Origin of the sequence: Pseudomonas sp. SF2, assembly GCF_036858055.1 — a bacterium.
GTDB lineage: Bacteria > Pseudomonadota > Gammaproteobacteria > Pseudomonadales > Pseudomonadaceae > Aquipseudomonas.
Map to the genome: position 1 here is coordinate 36503 of NZ_JAMBDI010000005.1, position 17994 is coordinate 54496.

A 17994-nucleotide genomic window follows, 5' to 3' on the forward strand; every position below is an offset into this window, starting at 1 on the left:
TATTGTCCGTGAGCATGAAGGCTCATTCACCGGGCTTGTCCTGGCCGGCACCCGGCAACGCTGCCTTGCGCAAATCACCATTGGCCGAAGGCAGGTACACTTCCGGGTTGGGCATGCCGCTGGGCGAGAGTTCATGGGTCATTTCAAATTCGGCGCGCACTGACCAGCCACACGCTTCGGTGGTGCATTGCAAATAAGCGATCCGCAGGAAAATATGACGCCCTTCACTGGTGCGTATACGCATCCGGCTGTGGCAATGCGGGCAAACCAGCTTGTATGTACTCACGGCAAGTACCTGCAAGCATTGTTCAGGCATACCTTCTGTGGGAATGGTCGTCCAGTTTTGTCAGTATTAGCTGCATATGTAGGTGTATTCTTCAGTTTGATGCTTCTCATTGCAGAAATGCTCCTTAAAACGCAGGGCTGTATTCATAACGAGTAGTTTAAGCCCATGGAATATCATTAAACCAGTCATGGATATTTGTTATGAGTACCAATGTACTTGCTTCGGTTTTGGCCAGACTGAAGCTTCTGACCGCTACGGAATCTGATGCCGAGCTGTCCAGAGCACTGTCGATCAGCCCGCAAACGTTGAGCAGCTGGAAGGTGCGCGACAGCATTCCGTATTCGCTTTGCATAGATGTCGCCAGGCAATATGCATGCTCACTGGACTGGCTTCTGCTGGGCGAACCCGAGCGACCTCGCACATACCAGGACGAAGAAGGCTGGGAATGCGACATGCTCGCGCGCCTGCGCACCTTGTCGCTTGCCGATCGCCAAGCCGTTCTCCTGCTGGTTCAGGACAAACAACGCATCCAGCAGCTGGAACGGCAATTGAGCGCACTGACCAGTCGCTTGCCCAACGCCACCAGCGGCTAGCCCCGGCGGCGCCAGCGCTGGATGAGTTCGCGCGGGTCGAGCGTATCCAGCCAGACCATCACCTTGAGGCTGATGGGGATCACCACCACGGCAGCCACGAACGCCGCCATGCCACGGGTCAGCAACGGCGCCAGCGACGACACCAGCGGCTCGAACAGGTGGCCCACCCCCACGGTCACGAACACCAGCAACAGTTTCTTGCCCAGCGTGAGGCGCCTGGCCGTGTTGGTGATCAACCGATCGCGCGCCGCACTCACCAGCAAAGCCCCCAGAAACGCGGCGAACAATACATTGCCATCCACGCCCAGCAACACCACCAGCGCCGAGGTCAAACTGTCGAGTACAGATTCCTCAGCCATGGGCAGCCCTCCGGCGCGCAATGGGCAGGTAGGCGGTCGAGCCGAGGTTATACAGGACAGCGGCTTCGACAAAGCAGATGTAGCACACCCGCAATGCACGCCCCTGGTCATGCCCGGCCACATCCTCGAGGCGCTTGTAGCCCCGTTCTCGCAACACCGCGCGCCAGCGCGCGAATTCGCGGGCTGCATCGATGGCGGCGCAGCGTGCGGCCACTTCCAGCGCGGCCTCACTGACAGGCCGCCGCAGGTTCAGCCGCTCACGCAGCCTGCCCAGGTCCAGCCGTGGCCAGAACGGATCATGGCAATCGGCAAAGCGCGGTAACCGAGGATCGTTGTCCATGCTCCCCCCTCACTGCTCGGCTAGCATGCCGTAGCGAATGGCCTTGATCACCGCTGCCACCCGGGTGGGCACATCAAACTTGCGCAGGATGTTCGACACATGGAAATTCACCGTCGATTCCTTGCATGCCAGGATCTGGCCAATCTCCCACGAGCTCTTGCCGTAGGCACACCACAACAGCACTTGCCGTTCACGTGGCGTCAGGCGAACCGGGGCGTCCGCCAGGGGTTGCTGCGAGTGTCGTGCGTTGTCAGTCATGTTTGAACTCCACGGGTGATTGAGCGAGGCATCGCTGCCGATCTGCAGTCACCTTACGAAGCGCGGGCCGCCCTACTCCACCGCTGCGGCTTGTAAAGAACTTTCGTACAGAACCGTCTGACGAAGGTTGCACGAGATTTGCCGACTTTCTTCGTGCTCCAAGCGGCATTTCGCTCGTCTCAACGCCGTTGTCCATTCGCCTTTCGCCTGGAGTCGTACAATGCGTTGCGTTTTGCCCCTACCATCCTGCCTCGGCCTGCTGGCTGCTTTTGCGGCCACCCAGCCCGCCCTGGCGGCACCTGCGGTCGAGTTGGGCCAGGTGCTGATCACCGATGAGGAGCAGAACGACCTGAGTGCAGCCAGCGAACGCCTGCGCGAAGTGCCGGGTGCCAGCAACCTGGTGGACATGCAGCGCGTGGGGCAAGGCCGGGTGGCCAGCAACCAGGACGTACTGGCCTACCAGCCTGGGGTGTTCGCCCAGTCGGCGGGCAACGATGGCATCAAGCTGTCGATCCGCGGTTCGGGCATCAACCGCGCACCGGGGGCCCATGGTTCCGGGGTGTACACGATGTTCGACGGCCTGCCCCTGACCGGCCCGGGCGGTACGCCCTACGAACTGTTCGAGCCGCTGTGGCTGAGCCGTGCCGAAGTGCTGCGCGGCGCCAATGGCTTCGACCAGGGCGCCCTCGCCCTCGGTGGTGCGATCAACTACGTCACCCACACAGGCTACGACGCCGCCCCGCTGCAGGTGCGCTACGAAGTCGGCAGCCGCGGCTACCAGCATCGGCACATCAGCTCGGGGCAGGTGCTGGGCAACCTTGACTACTACGTGGCCCTGACCGATTCGGAATATGACGGCTACCAGGCGCACAGCAGCGGTAGTGCCAAGGGCGTTGCCGCCAATGTCGGCTACCGCTTCAACCCGAACCTGGAAACCCGCTTCTACCTGCGCTACCGGGAAACCGAGAACCAGCTGGCCGGGCGCCTGACCAAGGAGCAGATCAAGCACCACCCACGCGCGGCCAACCCGGCCTACCTGGCCCGCGACGACAGCCGGCCGCAACCGGGCAGTACCTGGGCAGGCAACAAGACCACCTTCTACCTCGACGACGATGCGCGCCTGGAAGCCGGCCTGGTCTACCACGACTACCCGATGGACCTGCGCGAAGGCCCGATGCGCCTGAAGGTGGCCTACACCGATGTCAGCGGCACCTTGAACTACTTCCGTCGCGACACCTTGTTCGGCCACGAGAGCAAGACCACCATCGGCTGGCGCACCACCAAGCACCTGCCCAACAGCGGTGCATCGCAGTTCACCCGCAATGGCGACGTGTTCGGTGAGCGCACCCGTGACTTCACCTACCAGGGCTCGGACACGGTGCTGCATGTGGGCAATGACCTGGAACTGGTACCCGACCTGTGGCTGACCACAGGCCTGGCGATGATCTACACCCGCCGTGAAAGTGATGTCACTTTCCCTGCCGAGGGCGGCAAGGTGAGCATGCATGACTGGGACTACGCGCCACGCCTTGGGCTGCGTTATGACATCAGCCCGGACCTGCAGGTGTACGGCAACCTGAGTCGCTCGGTCGAGCCTCCACATCCGTGGTCCCTGATCTGGAGTTCGCCAACACCCAACCAACCGATCGAAATGCAAAACCAGACGGCCACCACACTGGAATTGGGCACACGCGGCGAATCGGCATTGGGGCATTGGGACCTGGCTTGGTACTACTCGCAGGTTCGCCATGAATTGCTGGCGGTGGAAATCGTGCAAGGCGCTCCGGCCAAGGAATTCAACGCCAGCGCCACCGTGCACCAGGGTGTGGAAGCCGGCCTCGACAGCACCCTGTGGGAGCGCACCGGCACTGGCAAGCTGAGCCTGCGTCAGGCTTATACCTTCAGTGACTTCCACTATCGCGACGACGACACGTTTGGCGACAATCGCCTGCCCGGTATCCCCATGCACTACTATCAGGCCGAGTTGCGCTACGACTGGCCAAACGGGTTCTACGCGGGGGTGAATACGCAGATGGCGTCGAAGGTGCAGGTTGACTACGCCAACAGTTACCATGCCGATGAATATGCCTTGCTCGGCGCCCGCCTGGGCTGGGATTCACCGAAGCAGGACTGGCAGACCTGGCTGGACCTGCGCAACCTGACCAACAAGCGTTATGCGGCAACGGTGACACCTGGCTACAACGATGCCGGCAAAGACAACGCCCGCTCGACGCCGGGCGAAGGCTTTGCCGTGTATGCCGGGGTTTCCTACAGCTTCCGCTAGTCCGCTGGGGGCTGCTGCGCAGCCCCTTCGATGACCGGCGCCTGAACGAACAGGCCTCAAACCGCCCTGTTCAACTTCACCCAGGAAGCGAACTTGTCAATGAACGCCTGCAAGAACGGCCGGGCCTTGTCGTTGAGCTTGCCCGAATCCTCGAACAGGCTCGCCGCGCCGCCAATGTAGGCCTCTGGCATCTGCATGCACGGCATGTCCAGAAACACCAGCGACTGGCGCACGGCATGGTTGGCGCCAAAGCCACCAATGGCCCCCGGCGACACACTGACCACCGCCGCCGGCTTGCCACTCCAGGCGCTTTGCCCGTAAGGCCGCGAGCCCACATCAATGGCATTCTTCAGGCCGCCAGGCACCGAGCGATTGTACTCCGGGGTGACGAACAGCACCGCATCACTGCGGCGGATCTCTTCGCGAAAACGCTTCCACGCGTCCGGCGCTTCGGCCTCGACATCCTCGTTGTACAACGGCAAATCACCTATCTCGACGATTTTCAGGGCAAGGCTGGACGGCGCCAGCTCCGATAGTGCGCGGGCGACCTTGCGGTTGTAGGAGTCCTTGCGCAAGCTACCGACGACCACCGCTACCGAATACACCTGGCTCATGGCAATTTCCAACCTCTGCTGGCTAAAGGGACGTTGTAGTTATAGATGACCGTTCCTCGTCGCTTTGGTTTTTTTTCCGCAGGGCGAAAACTTCCGACGCTGTTCCACGGTCTATGCCTGCAGACATTTCCCACGTAATTCAGAGGTTTCCAACCAAATGGCAGCAGTAATGGTCGGCCAGTTCCATGCCCGTGACGCCGAAGGCCGCATCTACCCCGTGCACGAGTTCCAGGAGTCGACCCTGCAATCCGACGGCAGCACGCTGGGCGTTCCCATCACCACCTATCGCCTGGCCATCGGCGACAAGGTCAACCACCTGGGTGAAAACCGCTTCGAACTGGCGCGCAGCGGCGTCGAGATCATTCGCATTCCTTGATGCAGTCCACCGTGTAGCGGCCACTTTCGTTCTGCAGGCCATGCACGTCGGCGACAAACCCAGGGAAGCCCTGGTTGAACGCCCGGGCGAATGCCAGGTAATCGAGTATCGAGCGGGTCGCCTCGGTGAACCGCTCCCCCGGCATGATCAACGGAATACCCGGCGGGTACGGTACCAGCATCACCGCAGCCACCCGTCCCGACAACGCCTCGATCGGCACCGCCTCCACCTCACCGCGCACCATCTGGTCATAGGCACGTGCCGGGCTCACGGCCACCTCCGGCAAGCGCGTGAACAGCCGCTTCAGCTGCTTGGCCGTGGCATTGGCGCGGTAGCAGCCATGCAACTGGTCGCACAGGTCGCGCAGGCCCATGCCCTGGTAGCGTGAGGCATCGGCAGCCACCACGCTCGGCAGGCAGTTGCTCAGGGCGGTATTGCCGTCATAGTGGCGCTTGAACTCCAGCAACTCGGTAAGCAAGGTACTCCACTTGCCCTTGGTGATACCCATGGAGAACAGCACCAGGAAGCTGTACAGGCCGGTTTTCTCCACCACCAGCCCCCGCTCCCAGAGGAACTTGCTGACCACCGCCGCCGGGATGCCATGCTCGCCCAGCGCACCGCCCGCGCTCAGGCCCGGCATTACCAGGGTCACCTTCAGCGGGTCGAGCAACACATAGTCGTCTGCCACCTCGCCAAAGCCATGCCACTCCGCCCCCGGCTGCAGCAGCCAGTCCTGCGCTGCCAGGCGGTGGATGCCCTCGGCGTTCGGCGGCTGCCAGATGCTGAACCACCAGTCGTCGGCGGCGATGTGCTCGCGCAGGTTGGCCAAGGCACGGCGAAAGCTCAGCGCCTCGTCGAACATTTCTTGCAGCAGCGAACGCCCGGCCGGCCCTTCCATCATGGCCGAGGCCGCGTCCAGCGAGGCGAGGATGCTGTACTGCGGCGATGTCGAGATGTGCATCATGAACGCTTCGTTGAAGCGGTCACGGTCCAGCTGGCGCCTGGCCCCGTCCTGTACATGAATCATCGAGGCCTGGCTGAACGCAGCCAGTAGCTTGTGGGTGGAGTGAGTGCTGAACACCAGCGGGCTGTCTGCCGCACAGGCCGTGCCCATGGCATAGCGCCCGGTGAAGAACTCATGGAACGCCGCATAGGCGAACCAGGCCTCGTCGAAGTGCAACACCTCGACACTCGCGCCCAGGGTCTGCTTGATCAGCCCGGCGTGGTAACACAGGCCGTCGTAGGTGGAGTTGGTCACCACTGCCAGCTTGATACGCTGCCCGCGATCACGGGCAAGGGGGTTGGCCTGGATCTTCGCCTGGATCGCCTCGGGGCTGAACTCGCTGAGCGGGATAGGGCCGATGATGCCCAGCTCGTTGCGCTCGGGGCACAGGTAAAGCGGAATGGCACCGGTCATGATGATCGCGTGCACCACCGATTTGTGGCAGTTGCGGTCCACCAGCACCAGGTCGTCGCGGCCGACCATGGCGTGCCAGACGATCTTGTTGGCCGTGGAGGTGCCATTGATGACGAAGAAGGTGTGGTCGGCACCGAAGTTGCGCGCGGCCCTGGCCTCGGCTTCGGCCAAGGGGCCGGTGTGATCGAGCAGCGAGCCCAGTTCCGGCACGGAAACGGACAGGTCCGAGCGCAGGGTGTTTTCCCCGAAGAACTGGTGAAAGGCCTGGCCCACCGGGCTTTTACGGTAGGCCACACCACCGCCGTGGCCCGGGGTGTGCCAGGAATAGTTGGACTGCGCGGTGTGCTGCACCAGGGCCTTGAAGAACGGTGGCAGCAGGCCGTCGAGGTAAGCGTGTGCGGCACGCGCCACCTGGCGGGCGAGAAACGGCACGGTGTCTTCGAACAGGTAGAGAATGCCGCGCAGCTGGTTGAGCTCGCTCATGGCTTCGGCGGGGGCGTTTTCCAGGGTCACCTGTTCGCCCAAGGCGAAAATCGGCAGGTTGGGGGCGCGCAGGCGAGCCAGGCGGATCAGCTCGGCCATGTTCTGCAGCAGGTGGGTATTCTCGCCGACGCCCTCGGCGGCAATCAGCATGCAGGCCAGGCCATGGTGGGTGGCGGCGACCAGGCAGGCCTCGGCATGGTCGGCGGCGGCGAGGATGGCAAAGCCGTCCTGGCGCAGTTCCTCGGCGATGCCCCGCACGCGCTCGCCAGCGACGCTGTCGGCCTTGATGGCCCGATGGACGATGAGGATGGGGAACTTGAGGTCCTTGTACATCAGGTGGCTACCTCCGAAGGACATGTCGTCCATTTCAGGGTAGTTGAGCCTTGTATTGCCTGTGCTGGCCTCTTCGCGGGTGAACCCGCTCCCACAGGTACCGCATTGCATTCAAGGCCAGTCGAATTCCTGTGGGAGCGGGCGCGCCCGCGAAGAAGCCGGTACAGGCGAAAGATCAGCCAGCAGGTGTCTCGGTCAGAGCCTGCCACATGGACGGCCCGCCCGCCGACTTGGCAATGGCCGCCAGACGCTCGGCATGCGCTTCCAGCTCCTCGGCACTGGCCATGATCACCCGCCCGGGCGCCCGCCCGGTAATACGGCGAATCTCGCTGCCACCAGCACCCGACCCTTCACTCTCGGCTTCGGCCCCATGCCCGGCCAGCGACAGGCTGGTCTGGCCACCGGTCATCGCCAGGTAGACGTCAGCCAGCAATTCCGAGTCGAGCAATGCGCCGTGCAGTTCACGACCCGAGTTGTCGATGTCGTAGCGTTTGCACAGCGCGTCCAGGCTGTTGCGCTGCCCCGGGTGGCGCGAGCGCGCCAGCAGCAGGGTGTCGAGGATGGTGCAGTGCTGCGAAATGTCCGCGCGGTCCTGCTGGCCCAGCAAGGCAAATTCGTTGTTGATGAAGCCAACGTCGAACGTCGCGTTGTGGATGACCAGGGTGGCGCCCTGGATGAACTCGAAGAACTCCTCGGCGACATCGCCAAAGCGTGGCTTGCCGACCAGGAAGGCATCGGTGATGCCGTGGACGTTGATGGCGCCCTCGTCACTCTCGCGGTCCGGCTGCAGGTATACGTGGAAGTGCCGCCCGGTCAGGCGCCGGCCGATGACCTCGACACAGCCGATCTCGATGATCCGGTGGCCTTCGCTGACCGGCATACCCGTGGTTTCGGTATCGAGAATGACGAACCGCTTATCTTGCTGCTGCTCCACGCGGGGCGCTCCAACTTGCATCAGTTACAAAGGCCGGAATTGTACCCCAGCTCAACGCTGGGCGCGCACCTCATCGACCCCACGGTTGGCCAGCTGGTCGGCGCGTTCGTTGCCGGGGTGGCCGATATGGCCACGCACCCACTTCCAGGTCACCTTGTGGCGGTTGACCTGCTCGTCCAGCTGCTGCCAAAGGTCGGCGTTCTTCACCGGTTCCTTGGCCGCGGTTTTCCAACCACGCTTCTTCCAGTTGACCATCCATTCGTTGATGCCTTTCATCACGTACTGCGAGTCGGTAGTCAGCACCACCTCGCATTCGCGCTTCAGCGCCATCAGCCCCTGGATCGCCGCCATCAGCTCCATGCGGTTGTTGGTGGTTTCGCGTTCGCCGCCCCACAGTTCCTTCTCGACGCCCTTGTAGATCATAAGGACGCCCCAGCCGCCTGGGCCAGGGTTGCCCTTGCAGGCACCATCGGTAAACATCTCGACGCTTTCGCTCATGTACCACTCATGTTCAGTGCTTTTCGGTATCCGGGTTGACCGCCGTGCGGTTGACCTTGGCCAGTGGCAGCGGCAGCAACTTGCCCATCGGCTCGCGACGCTCCGGGCGCAACGGCCGCAGGCCCACCACCATCTTGCGCGCCACCAGCAGGTATACCCCGCCGCCGGAACTCTGCCAGCCGCCGGCCAACCGCTCCCAGCCCGCCAGGCGTTGCTGCCAGGCCGGGGAGGCAAGCGGCGGACGATAGCACCCGAAGCGGCGTTTCTCCAGCGCGAAGCCCAGCAGGTTGAGCCAGTCGCCCACCCGCGACGGCGAGATGCAACGGGCCTTGCGCAGGGCGTCGTGGCTGAAGAAATGGCGCATGCCCCAACTGCTCCACGGGTTGATCCCGACGATCAGCAGGTGCCCGCCAGGGCGCACGGCGCTGGCCGCCTCGCGCAGCAGGCCATGGGGCGACAGGCAGAAATCCAGGCCATGCTGCAGCACCACCACGTCGGCGGCATGCTCGCTCAGCGGCCAGGCCTGCTCCTCGCAGACAATCTCCACCCCCGGCAGCGGCGCACCGAGGCGCACGTTGCGCTGCACCTGGGGCGCGCTGGGCGGCGGCTCGGCACAGGGCCCGTAGTGCACAAGGTAACCGCCGAAGAAGCGCCCGAGCTCTTCTTCCAGCAGTTTTTCCTCCTCCTTGAGCATCAGTTGGCCGAGTGGGCCATTGAACCACTCACGGGCCAGGCTGATCAGCTCGACCCAGTCCGGGTCGGCCTGGGCAAAGGCTTGGTCGGTCATTGCGCTCTCCCTCGAAGGTTCTCGCACCGCGCCATCGCGGCTAAGATGCCCTCATGTGCCACGCTAGGCGAATCGGATCCGCACCATGATACAGATCGATGCTCTCCCCGCTTTCTCCGACAACTACATCTGGTTGTTACAGGATACTGCCAAACGCCGCTGCGCGGTGGTCGATCCGGGTGACGCCGGCCCGGTGGAACGCTGGCTGTCAGCCAACCCCGAGTGGGTACTGAGCGACATCCTGGTCACCCACCACCACAACGACCACGTCGGCGGGGTGGAACGGCTCCGGCAACTGACCGGCGCGCGGGTCTGCGGCCCGGCCCACGAGCGCATCCCCTGCCGTGACCTGGCGCTGGACGAAGGCGACCAGGTGACGGTGCTGGGCGTGACTTTCCAGGTGCTGGCCGTGCCCGGCCATACCCTGGGGCATATCGCCTTGTTCAGCGACCAGCCGGCAACGCCACTGCTGTTCTGCGGCGATACCCTGTTCGCCGCCGGTTGCGGGCGCATGTTCGAGGGCACCCCCGAACAGATGCAGCCCGCCCTCGCCCGCCTGGCGGCCCTGCCAGAGCAGACCGAGGTGTATTGCGCCCACGAATACACCTTGAGCAACCTGCGTTTCGCCAAGGCGGTGGAACCCGGAAACCCGCATGTTCAGCAGCGGTTCGAAGACGTTACCCGTTTGCGCGCCGACAATCGCATCACCTTACCATCAACGATTGGCCTGGAACGCCTGACCAACCCCTTCCTGCGCACCTCTGAAACATTAGTTAAACAAAAAGCAGACGAATGGAAGGGGCATTCAAACCCCACGCATGTCGCTGTTTTTGCTGCCTTGAGGTCTTGGAAGGACACCTTCTGATAACCTCAAGATATATCGCAAGCGATGGTCAAAGGTTGACCAGGCCCGGAGCGGTTTCTAGAATCGCCGAAATTTTTCGCCCGGAAACCTGTGTCAGCCGATGTCTTCCCGTAGCCGCAGAACCTCTCATTCCGTCGCCCTGACGCGCCTGGCCCAAATCAGTGCGCTGGCCCTGGCCGCCACCCTGGTGGGCTGCCAGAGCACCCGTCAGCTCGACGAATCCGATAGCGTTCGCGCGCACAACTACCAGGCGCGGATCAAGCACAAACCTTCGCCACTGCTGGCCAAGCCGGCCGAGCAGGCACCACAGGACGTGTGGGAACGCATGCGCCAGGGCTTTGCCCTGCAGGACAACATCGACGTCAACCCGCGCATCGAGCAGCAACGCCTGTGGTTCGCCAGCAACCCAAGCTACATCGAAAGTGCCGGCGAGCGTGGCAGCCTCTACCTGCACTACATCGTCGAACGCCTCGAAGAGCGCGACATGCCGCTGGAGCTGGCGCTGCTGCCAGCCATCGAAAGTGCCTACAACCCGATGGCCTACTCGCGCGCGCATGCCGCGGGCATGTGGCAGTTCATTCCGTCCACCGGCCGCCACTTCAACCTGCGCCAGACCAACTTCTACGATGGCCGTCGCGACGTGACCGCCTCGACCAACGCCGCACTGGACTACCTCAGCCGCCTGCACGACATGTTCAACGGCGACTGGCTGCTGGCCCTGGCTGCCTACAATGCCGGCGAAGGCACCGTCAGCCGCGCCATCGAGCGCAACGAACGGCTCGGCCTGCCCACCGATTACTGGAACCTGCCGCTACCGCAGGAAACCCGTGACTACGTGCCCAAGCTGCTGGCCCTGTCGCAAGTGGTACTCACGCCGGAAGCCTATGGCGTGAACCTGAACCCGATCGCCAACGAACCCTACTTCGAGGCGGTGGCCATCAACGACCGCCTCGACCTGTCGCGGGTAGCGGCCTTCGCCAACATCGACGAAGACGAGCTGATCCAGCTCAACCCGGCATTCAAGAAGCGCATGACCGTGGACGGCCCGCAACAGCTGCTGGTACCGACCGCCAAGGCGCAGCTGCTGAGCGACAGCCTGTCCAACCTCAAGCCCGAGCAACTGGTCAGCCTGCAGCCGAACAAGGCCGTGTTCGCCCGCGCCGTGGCCGAAGCCAAGGCACCGGTGGCGGCGCGCAGCTACCGGGTCAAGCGCGGCGACAACCTGGGCAGCATCGCCAAGGCCAACCGCGTTTCGGTCAAGGACATCAAGCGCTGGAACCGCCTCTCCGGCAACAGCGTGCGCGCAGGCCAGGTCCTGGCCCTGCGTGGTGGCGACGCCCCGAGCGCTGCTGGCAATCGGGTGGCCGCCTCCGGGCAGCGCTCCACGCAGTACAAGGTACGCAAAGGCGATTCGCTGTACCTGGTGGCCAAGCGCTTCAACGTGGAAATGAAGCACCTCAAGCGCTGGAACCCACGCAGCGGCCATGCCCTGAAGCCAGGCCAGACCCTCACCGTCTACCTCTCGCATTGATACGAAGCCCGGGGCCTTTGCGCGGCCCTGTGGGAGCGGCCTTGTGTCGCGAAAGGGGCGCGAAGCGACCCCAGGATTTCAGCTTCGCCGCGTAAACTGCCAGGGCTGCTTGCAGCCCTTTCGCGATGCAAGGCCGCTCCCACAGGTACCGCGTCACCCGCAGCGACCGGCAACTGGCTGAACCACTCGCCCCACCTTCAAAACCGCTCTTTTTCCAACCCCACCAAGCTGTTACTGTACCCCGATCAAAGCCCAACGCCTCTGGATCGGATGCCGACTTGATACGTCCCCTCCTGCTGTCTCTCAGCCTGGCCTTGAGCTTTCCCGCAGCCGCGATGGTGAGCGAAAGCCACGGATACGCGCAGTTCGGCACGCTCAAGTACCCAGCCACATTCACCCATTTCGACTGGGTCAACCCGCAAGCGCCCAAGGGCGGCACCTTGCGGGCCATGGCTTTCGGTACCTTCGACACCCTCAACCCTTATACCTTCAAGGGGTCGAGCCCGATCACCACGCCCAATTTCCAGCAATACGGCATCAGCGAGCTGAACGAGCCGCTGATGGTCGGCACCGGCCAGTACGACCCGTCCGGCGACGAACCGACCTCCAGCTACGGCCTGATCGCCCGCTCGGTGGAGTACAGCGAGGACCGCAGCTGGGTGGTGTTCAACCTGCGCCCGGAAGCCCACTGGCATGACGGCAAGCCGATCACCTCGGCAGACGTGGCCTTCTCCTACCGCACGCTGCTCAAGGATGGCCACCCGATCTACCGCACCAACCTGCAGGAAGTGCAGCGGGTGGACATCCTTGGCCCGCTGCGCATCCGCTTCGTGTTCAAGCGCGCCGGCAACCCGTTGCTGATCCTGCGCCTGGGCGAAATGCCGGTGCTGCCCAAGCACTACTGGCAAAAGCGCGACTTCAAGGCCACCACCTTCGAACCCCCGCTGGGCAGCGGCCCCTACCGCATCACCCAGGTCCAGCCTGGGCGCCGGCTGGTGTTCGAGCGGGTGAAGAACTACTGGGGCAAGGACCTGGCGGTGAACCGTGGCAAGTACAACTTCAACCGCGTGGAATACGAGTTCTACCGCGACGCCACGGTAGCCTTCGAAGCATTCAAGGCCGGCGAGTTCGACATCTACATAGAGCACCAGGCGAAGAACTGGGCCAACGGTTACAACTTCCCGGCCGTGCGCCGCGGCGAGGTAATCAAGGTACAGATCCCGCACCGCATCCCCACGCAAACCCAGGGCCTGTTCATGAACAGCCGCCGGGCCACCTTCAGCGACCCACGGGTACGCCAGGCGCTGGGGCTGATGCTCGACTTCGAGTGGACCAACCGCGCGCTGTTCAGCGGCGCCTACCGCCGCTCGACCAGCTACTACCCCAACAGCGAATTCGCCGCCACCGGCCTGCCCACCGGCAAGGAGTGGCTGCTGCTGGCGCCGTTCCGTGACCAGTTGCCAGCCAGGCTGTTCAGCGAGCCCTACACGGTCAGCCAGACCGATGGCCGTGGCATCAGCCGTCAGACCCTGCGCCAGGCCCTAGGCCTGCTCGCCGAGGCCGGCTGGAAGCTGAACGGCCAGCGCCTGGTCGACAGCAAGGGCCAGCAGTTGCACATGGAGCTGCTGCTGGTAAACCCCAACCTTGAACGCATCCTGCAACCTTATGTCGAAAATCTGGCCAGCATCGGCATCGATGCGCGCTTGCGCACCGTGGACCGCGCCCAGTACAAACAGCGCCTGGACCAGTTCGATTTCGACATGATTCTGATGACCCTGAACCAGACCCTGAGCCCGGGCCTCGAACAGTGGCTGTATTTCCATTCCAGCCAGGCCGCGACCAAGGGCAGCAAGAACTATGCTGGGGTGAAGGACCCGGTGGTCGACCATCTGCTCGACACCCTGCTCGCCGCCCGCACCCGCGATGACCAGGTCGCCGCCGCCCGCGCCCTGGACCGCGTGCTCTCATGGCAGTACTACATGATTCCCAACTGGTACCTCGACAATCATCGCCTGGCCTACCGCAACCGGTTCGCCTTCGTCACCACGCCGCCCTACACCCTCGGGCTGAACAGCTGGTGGATCAAGACTTCGGAGAAAGCCCAATGACGCCAACGCACCGACTGCGCCGGCTGGCAGGCAGCCTGTTGCTCGCCTGCCTGAGCCTTCCCGCCCTGGCCGCACCGCAACACGCGCTCACCCTGTACGACGAGCCGCCCAAGTACCCGGCCGACTTCAAGCACTTCGACTACGTCAACCCTGATGCGCCCAAGGGCGGCACCTTCCGCCAGTCCAGCTTCGGCGGCTTCGACAGCCTCAACCCGTTCATCAACAAGGGCGTGCCGGCCGAGAACATCGGCATCATCTACGACACCCTGATGCGTCAGAGCCAGGACGAGCCATTCACCGAATACGGCCTGGTTGCCGGCAAGATCGAGAAAGCACCCGACAATAGCTGGGTACGCTTCTACCTGCGCCCGGAAGCCCGCTTCCATGACGGCCACCCGATGCGTGCCGACGACGTGGTGTTCACCTTCAATGCCCTGATCAAGGACGGTGCGCCGCTGTACCGCCAGTATTATGCCGACGTCGCCGAAGTGGTCGCCGAAGACCCGCTGAAAGTGCTGTTCAAGTTCAAGCACAAGAACAACCGCGAGCTACCGCTGATTCTCGGCCAGTTGCCGGTACTGCCCAGGCACTGGTACGAAAACCGCGATTTCAACCGCGGCAACCTGGAAATCCCGCTGGGCAGCGGCCCGTACAAGGTCGCCGAAGTCAAGGCCGGGCGTTCGGTGCGCTACGAACGGGTCAAGGACTACTGGGCCAAGGACCTGCCGATCAACCGCGGCTTCTACAACTTCGACGTCATGACGTTCGACTCCTACCGTGACACCACCGTCGCCCTCGAGGCCCTCAAGGCCGGGGCCTTCGACTATGGCCTGGAAGTCAGCGCAAAAAACTGGGCCACCGCCTACAACGTGCCCGCCGTGCGCGACGGCCGGCTGATCAAGGAAGAGCTGCCCAACGGCAACCCCACCGGCATGCAGGGCTTCATCTTCAACATCCGCCGCCCGGTATTCCAGGATGTGCGCGTGCGTCAGGCACTTAGCCTGCTGCTGGACTACGAATGGACCAACAAGCAGCTGTTCAACGGCGCCTACACCCGTACCGGCAGCTACTTCGACAACTCGGAAATGGCCGCTCGCGGCCTGCCCGGCCCTGGCGAGCTGAAGATTCTCGAACCGCTGCGCGGCAAAATCCCCGACCAGGTGTTCAGCGAAGCCTTCCACAACCCGGTCAGCGACGGCAGCGGCATGATCCGCGAGCAACAGCGCCAGGCCTACAAGCTGCTGCAGGAAGCCGGCTGGAAAATCGTCGACGACAAGATGGTCGACGCCCAGGGCAAGCCGGTGAGCATCGAATTCCTGCTCGCGCAGACCGAATTCGAACGCATTCTGCTGCCATTCAAGCGCAACCTCGCCGATCTGGGCATCGAGCTGAACATCCGCCGGGTCGACGTGTCGCAATACATCACCCGCCTGCGCTCGCGCGACTACGACATGATCGTCGGCGGCTACCCGCAGTCCAACTCGCCAGGCAACGAGCAACGCGAATTCTGGTCCAGTGCCGCTGCCGATAACCCAGGCAGCCGCAACTTCATCGGCCTGCGCGACCCGGCCATCGACCAGCTGGTGGACCAACTGATCAACGCCGACTCGCGGCAAAGCCTGATCGACCACTGCCGCGCCCTCGACAGGGTGCTGCTGTGGGGCTATTACGTGATCCCCAACTGGCACATCAAGACCTGGCGCGTGGCCTACTGGAACCACATAGGCCACCCGGACGTCTCGCCCAAGTACGACATCGGCATCGACACCTGGTGGATCAAGCCCGGGGTAACCCCGGCCGTCAGCGAAGCCCCTGCAGACGAGGCCAACTAAGATGCTGGCCTACATCCTGCGCCGCCTGCTGCTGATCATCCCGACCCTGTTCGGCATCCTGATCATCAACTTCATCATCGTCCAGGCCGCCCCCGGCGGCCCGGTCGAGCAGATGATCGCCAAGCTCGAAGGCTTCGAAGGCGCCACCAGCCGCATTGCCGGCGGCGGTGCCGAAGTGTCCGTTGCCGGCTCCAACTACCGTGGCGCCCAGGGCCTGGACCCGGCACTGATCGCCGAGATCGAACGCATGTACGGCTTCGACAAGTCGCCGCCCGAGCGCCTGTGGATCATGATCAAGAACTACGCCCGGCTGGACTTCGGCGACAGCTTCTTCCGCGATGCCAAGGTCATCGACCTGATCCTCGAGAAGATGCCGGTGTCGATTTCGCTGGGGCTGTGGAGCACCTTGATCATGTACCTGGTGTCGATCCCGCTGGGCATCGCCAAGGCCGTGCGCCACGGCAGCCATTTCGACGTGTGGACCAGCTCGGCGATCATCGTCGGCTACGCCATCCCGGCGTTCCTGTTCGCCATCCTGCTGATCGTGCTGTTCGCCGGCGGCAGCTACTTCGACTGGTTCCCGCTGCGTGGCCTCACCTCCAACAATTTCGACGAACTGAGCACCACCGGCAAGGTGCTGGACTACTTCTGGCACCTGGTGCTGCCGATCACCGCGCTGGTCATCGGCAACTTCGCCACCATGACCTTGCTGACCAAGAACAGCTTCCTCGACGAGATCAACAAGCAGTACGTGGTCACCGCCAAGGCCAAGGGCCTGAGCCGGCCACGGGTGCTGTACGGCCATGTGTTCCGCAACGCCATGCTGCTGGTGATTGCCGGTTTCCCTTCGGCGTTCATCGGCATCTTCTTCACCGGCTCCTTGCTGATCGAGGTGATCTTCAGCCTCGACGGCCTCGGCCTGATGAGTTTCGAGGCGGCCATCAACCGCGACTACCCGGTGGTCTTCGGCACCCTGTTCATCTTCACCCTGCTGGGGCTGGTGGTGAAACTGATCGGCGACCTGACCTACACCCTGGTCGATCCACGCATCGACTTCGCCAGCCGGGAGCACTGACATGGCCTTGTCCCCCCTCAACCGCCGGCGCTTCGAGCGTTTCAAGGCCAACCGCCGTGGCTGGTGGTCGCTGTGGCTGTTCCTGATCCTGTTCGGCCTGAGCCTGGGCGCCGAGCTGATCGCCAACGACAAGCCGATTGCCGTGCGCTACGACGGCGCATGGTACTTCCCGGCCTTCAAGCGCTACCCGGAAACCACCTTCGGCGGCGAATTCCCGCTGGAAGCCAACTACAAGAGCCCGTACATCCGCGAACTGCTTGAGAAGAAAGACAGCTTCGTGCTTTGGGCGCCGATCCCGTTCAGCTACCAGAGCATCAACTACGACCTGCGCGTACCCGCCCCGGCCCCGCCCTCGGCGGACAACTGGCTGGGCACCGACGACCAAGGCCGCGACGTGCTGGCACGGGTGATCTACGGCTTCCGCATATCGGTGCTGTTCGCCCTGACGCTGACCCTGCTCAGTTCCATCGTCGGCGTGATCGCCGGCGCCCTGCAGGGCTTCTATGGCGGCTGGGTCGACCTGGCCGGGCAGCGCTTCCTGGAAGTCTGGTCAGGCCTGCCGGTGCTGTACCTGCTGATCATCCTGGCCAGCTTCGTGCAGCCCAACTTCTGGTGGCTGCTGGGCATCATGCTGCTGTTCTCGTGGATGAGCCTGGTGGACGTGGTGCGCGCCGAGTTCCTGCGCGGGCGCAACCTGGAATACGTGCGCGCCGCCCGCGCGTTAGGGATGCGCAACGGCGCGATCATGTACCGGCACATCCTGCCCAACGCCATGATCTCGACCATGACCTTCATGCCGTTCATTCTCACCGGCGCCATCGGCACCCTCACCGCCCTGGACTTCCTCGGCTTCGGCCTGCCGCCGGGCGCACCGTCGCTGGGCGAGCTGGTGGCCCAGGGCAAGTCCAACCTGCAGGCCCCATGGCTGGGCATAAGCGCCTTCGCCGTGCTGGCGCTGATGCTGAGCCTGCTGGTGTTCATCGGCGAATCCGCCCGCGATGCCTTCGACCCGAGGAAGTGA

At 63.5% G+C, this 17994-nt stretch carries 18 protein-coding genes; 9 read left to right on the forward strand and 9 right to left on the reverse strand.

The window, feature by feature from the left end; genetic code table 11:
• Positions 1 to 22: 22 nt before the first annotated feature.
• Positions 23 to 286, reverse strand: a complete 264-nt coding sequence (locus tag M2S36_RS02780; protein ID WP_207831280.1) for an ogr/Delta-like zinc finger family protein — start codon at positions 284 to 286, stop codon at positions 23 to 25.
• A gap of 200 nt (positions 287 to 486) precedes the next feature.
• On the opposite strand from M2S36_RS02780, the gene M2S36_RS02785 reads away from it, so the two are divergent.
• Positions 487 to 879, forward strand: a complete 393-nt coding sequence (locus M2S36_RS02785; protein WP_207831022.1) for a helix-turn-helix domain-containing protein — start codon at positions 487 to 489, stop codon at positions 877 to 879.
• Here M2S36_RS02785 and M2S36_RS02790 read toward each other — a convergent pair.
• Genes M2S36_RS02790 through M2S36_RS02800 form a run of 3 tightly spaced genes read right to left on the reverse strand, consistent with a single transcriptional unit; the run spans position 876 to position 1836 of the window.
• Positions 876 to 1238: a hypothetical protein gene (locus M2S36_RS02790; RefSeq protein WP_207831020.1), complete on the reverse strand. Its 363-nt coding sequence runs from the start codon at positions 1236 to 1238 to the stop codon at positions 876 to 878. The genes M2S36_RS02785 and M2S36_RS02790 overlap by 4 nt on opposite strands.
• A complete protein-coding gene (locus tag M2S36_RS02795; RefSeq protein WP_333956668.1) occupies positions 1231 to 1578 on the reverse strand; it encodes a head completion/stabilization protein in 348 nt (115 codons plus the stop codon). Before M2S36_RS02795 ends, M2S36_RS02790 begins: the two co-directional genes overlap by 8 nt.
• 9 nt (positions 1579 to 1587) lie before the next feature.
• A complete protein-coding gene (locus M2S36_RS02800) occupies positions 1588 to 1836 on the reverse strand; it encodes a response regulator transcription factor (protein WP_063912679.1) in 249 nt (82 codons plus the stop codon).
• Between the two features lie 220 nt (positions 1837 to 2056).
• On the opposite strand from M2S36_RS02800, the gene M2S36_RS02805 reads away from it, so the two are divergent.
• Positions 2057 to 4120, forward strand: coding sequence for a TonB-dependent receptor family protein (locus M2S36_RS02805; RefSeq protein ID WP_333956669.1), 2064 nt, complete (start codon positions 2057 to 2059; stop codon positions 4118 to 4120).
• Between the two features lie 56 nt (positions 4121 to 4176).
• On the opposite strand, the gene M2S36_RS02810 is transcribed toward M2S36_RS02805, so the two are convergent.
• Positions 4177 to 4734 carry an NADPH-dependent FMN reductase gene (locus M2S36_RS02810; RefSeq protein WP_207831015.1) on the reverse strand — a complete coding sequence of 186 codons (558 nt, stop codon included), beginning with the start codon at positions 4732 to 4734 and terminating at the stop codon, positions 4177 to 4179.
• Between the two features lie 157 nt (positions 4735 to 4891).
• Here M2S36_RS02810 and M2S36_RS02815 point away from each other — a divergent pair, with 157 nt between their 5' ends.
• Positions 4892 to 5110: a hypothetical protein gene (locus tag M2S36_RS02815; protein WP_207831012.1), complete on the forward strand. Its 219-nt coding sequence runs from the start codon at positions 4892 to 4894 to the stop codon at positions 5108 to 5110.
• Here M2S36_RS02815 and M2S36_RS02820 read toward each other — a convergent pair.
• The 4 genes from M2S36_RS02820 to M2S36_RS02835 form a co-directional block, all read right to left on the reverse strand.
• Positions 5094 to 7343 (reverse strand): Orn/Lys/Arg decarboxylase N-terminal domain-containing protein, encoded by a 2250-nt coding sequence (locus M2S36_RS02820; protein ID WP_207831278.1) that lies wholly within the window; start codon positions 7341 to 7343, stop codon positions 5094 to 5096. The two genes, M2S36_RS02815 and M2S36_RS02820, sit on opposite strands and share 17 nt — an antisense overlap.
• Positions 7344 to 7518: 175 nt before the next feature.
• Positions 7519 to 8277: a DNA polymerase III subunit epsilon gene (gene dnaQ, locus M2S36_RS02825; RefSeq protein WP_063912683.1), complete on the reverse strand. Its 759-nt coding sequence runs from the start codon at positions 8275 to 8277 to the stop codon at positions 7519 to 7521.
• 51 nt (positions 8278 to 8328) lie between these two features.
• Positions 8329 to 8775, reverse strand: coding sequence for a ribonuclease HI (gene rnhA / locus M2S36_RS02830; protein ID WP_016711609.1), 447 nt, complete (start codon positions 8773 to 8775; stop codon positions 8329 to 8331).
• A 13-nt stretch (positions 8776 to 8788) separates the two neighbouring features.
• A complete protein-coding gene (locus tag M2S36_RS02835) occupies positions 8789 to 9562 on the reverse strand; it encodes a class I SAM-dependent methyltransferase (RefSeq protein WP_207831006.1) in 774 nt (257 codons plus the stop codon).
• An 85-nt stretch (positions 9563 to 9647) separates the two neighbouring features.
• On the opposite strand from M2S36_RS02835, the gene gloB reads away from it, so the two are divergent.
• The 6 genes from gloB to M2S36_RS02865 all read left to right on the forward strand — a co-directional run bounded on the left by gloB (position 9648) and on the right by M2S36_RS02865 (position 17994).
• A complete protein-coding gene (gene gloB / locus M2S36_RS02840; RefSeq protein ID WP_233686948.1) occupies positions 9648 to 10427 on the forward strand; it encodes a hydroxyacylglutathione hydrolase in 780 nt (259 codons plus the stop codon).
• A 100-nt stretch (positions 10428 to 10527) separates the two neighbouring features.
• Positions 10528 to 11958 (forward strand): lytic transglycosylase domain-containing protein, encoded by a 1431-nt coding sequence (locus M2S36_RS02845; RefSeq protein WP_207830999.1) that lies wholly within the window; start codon positions 10528 to 10530, stop codon positions 11956 to 11958.
• A 278-nt stretch (positions 11959 to 12236) separates the two neighbouring features.
• A complete protein-coding gene (locus tag M2S36_RS02850; protein ID WP_233686949.1) occupies positions 12237 to 14066 on the forward strand; it encodes an extracellular solute-binding protein in 1830 nt (609 codons plus the stop codon).
• Positions 14063 to 15898, forward strand: coding sequence for an extracellular solute-binding protein (locus M2S36_RS02855; protein WP_233693680.1), 1836 nt, complete (start codon positions 14063 to 14065; stop codon positions 15896 to 15898). Before M2S36_RS02850 ends, M2S36_RS02855 begins: the two co-directional genes overlap by 4 nt.
• 1 nt (position 15899) lies before the next feature.
• Positions 15900 to 16973, forward strand: coding sequence for a microcin C ABC transporter permease YejB (locus M2S36_RS02860; protein WP_207830996.1), 1074 nt, complete (start codon positions 15900 to 15902; stop codon positions 16971 to 16973).
• A 1-nt stretch (position 16974) separates the two neighbouring features.
• A complete protein-coding gene (locus M2S36_RS02865; RefSeq protein WP_063912689.1) occupies positions 16975 to 17994 on the forward strand; it encodes an ABC transporter permease in 1020 nt (339 codons plus the stop codon).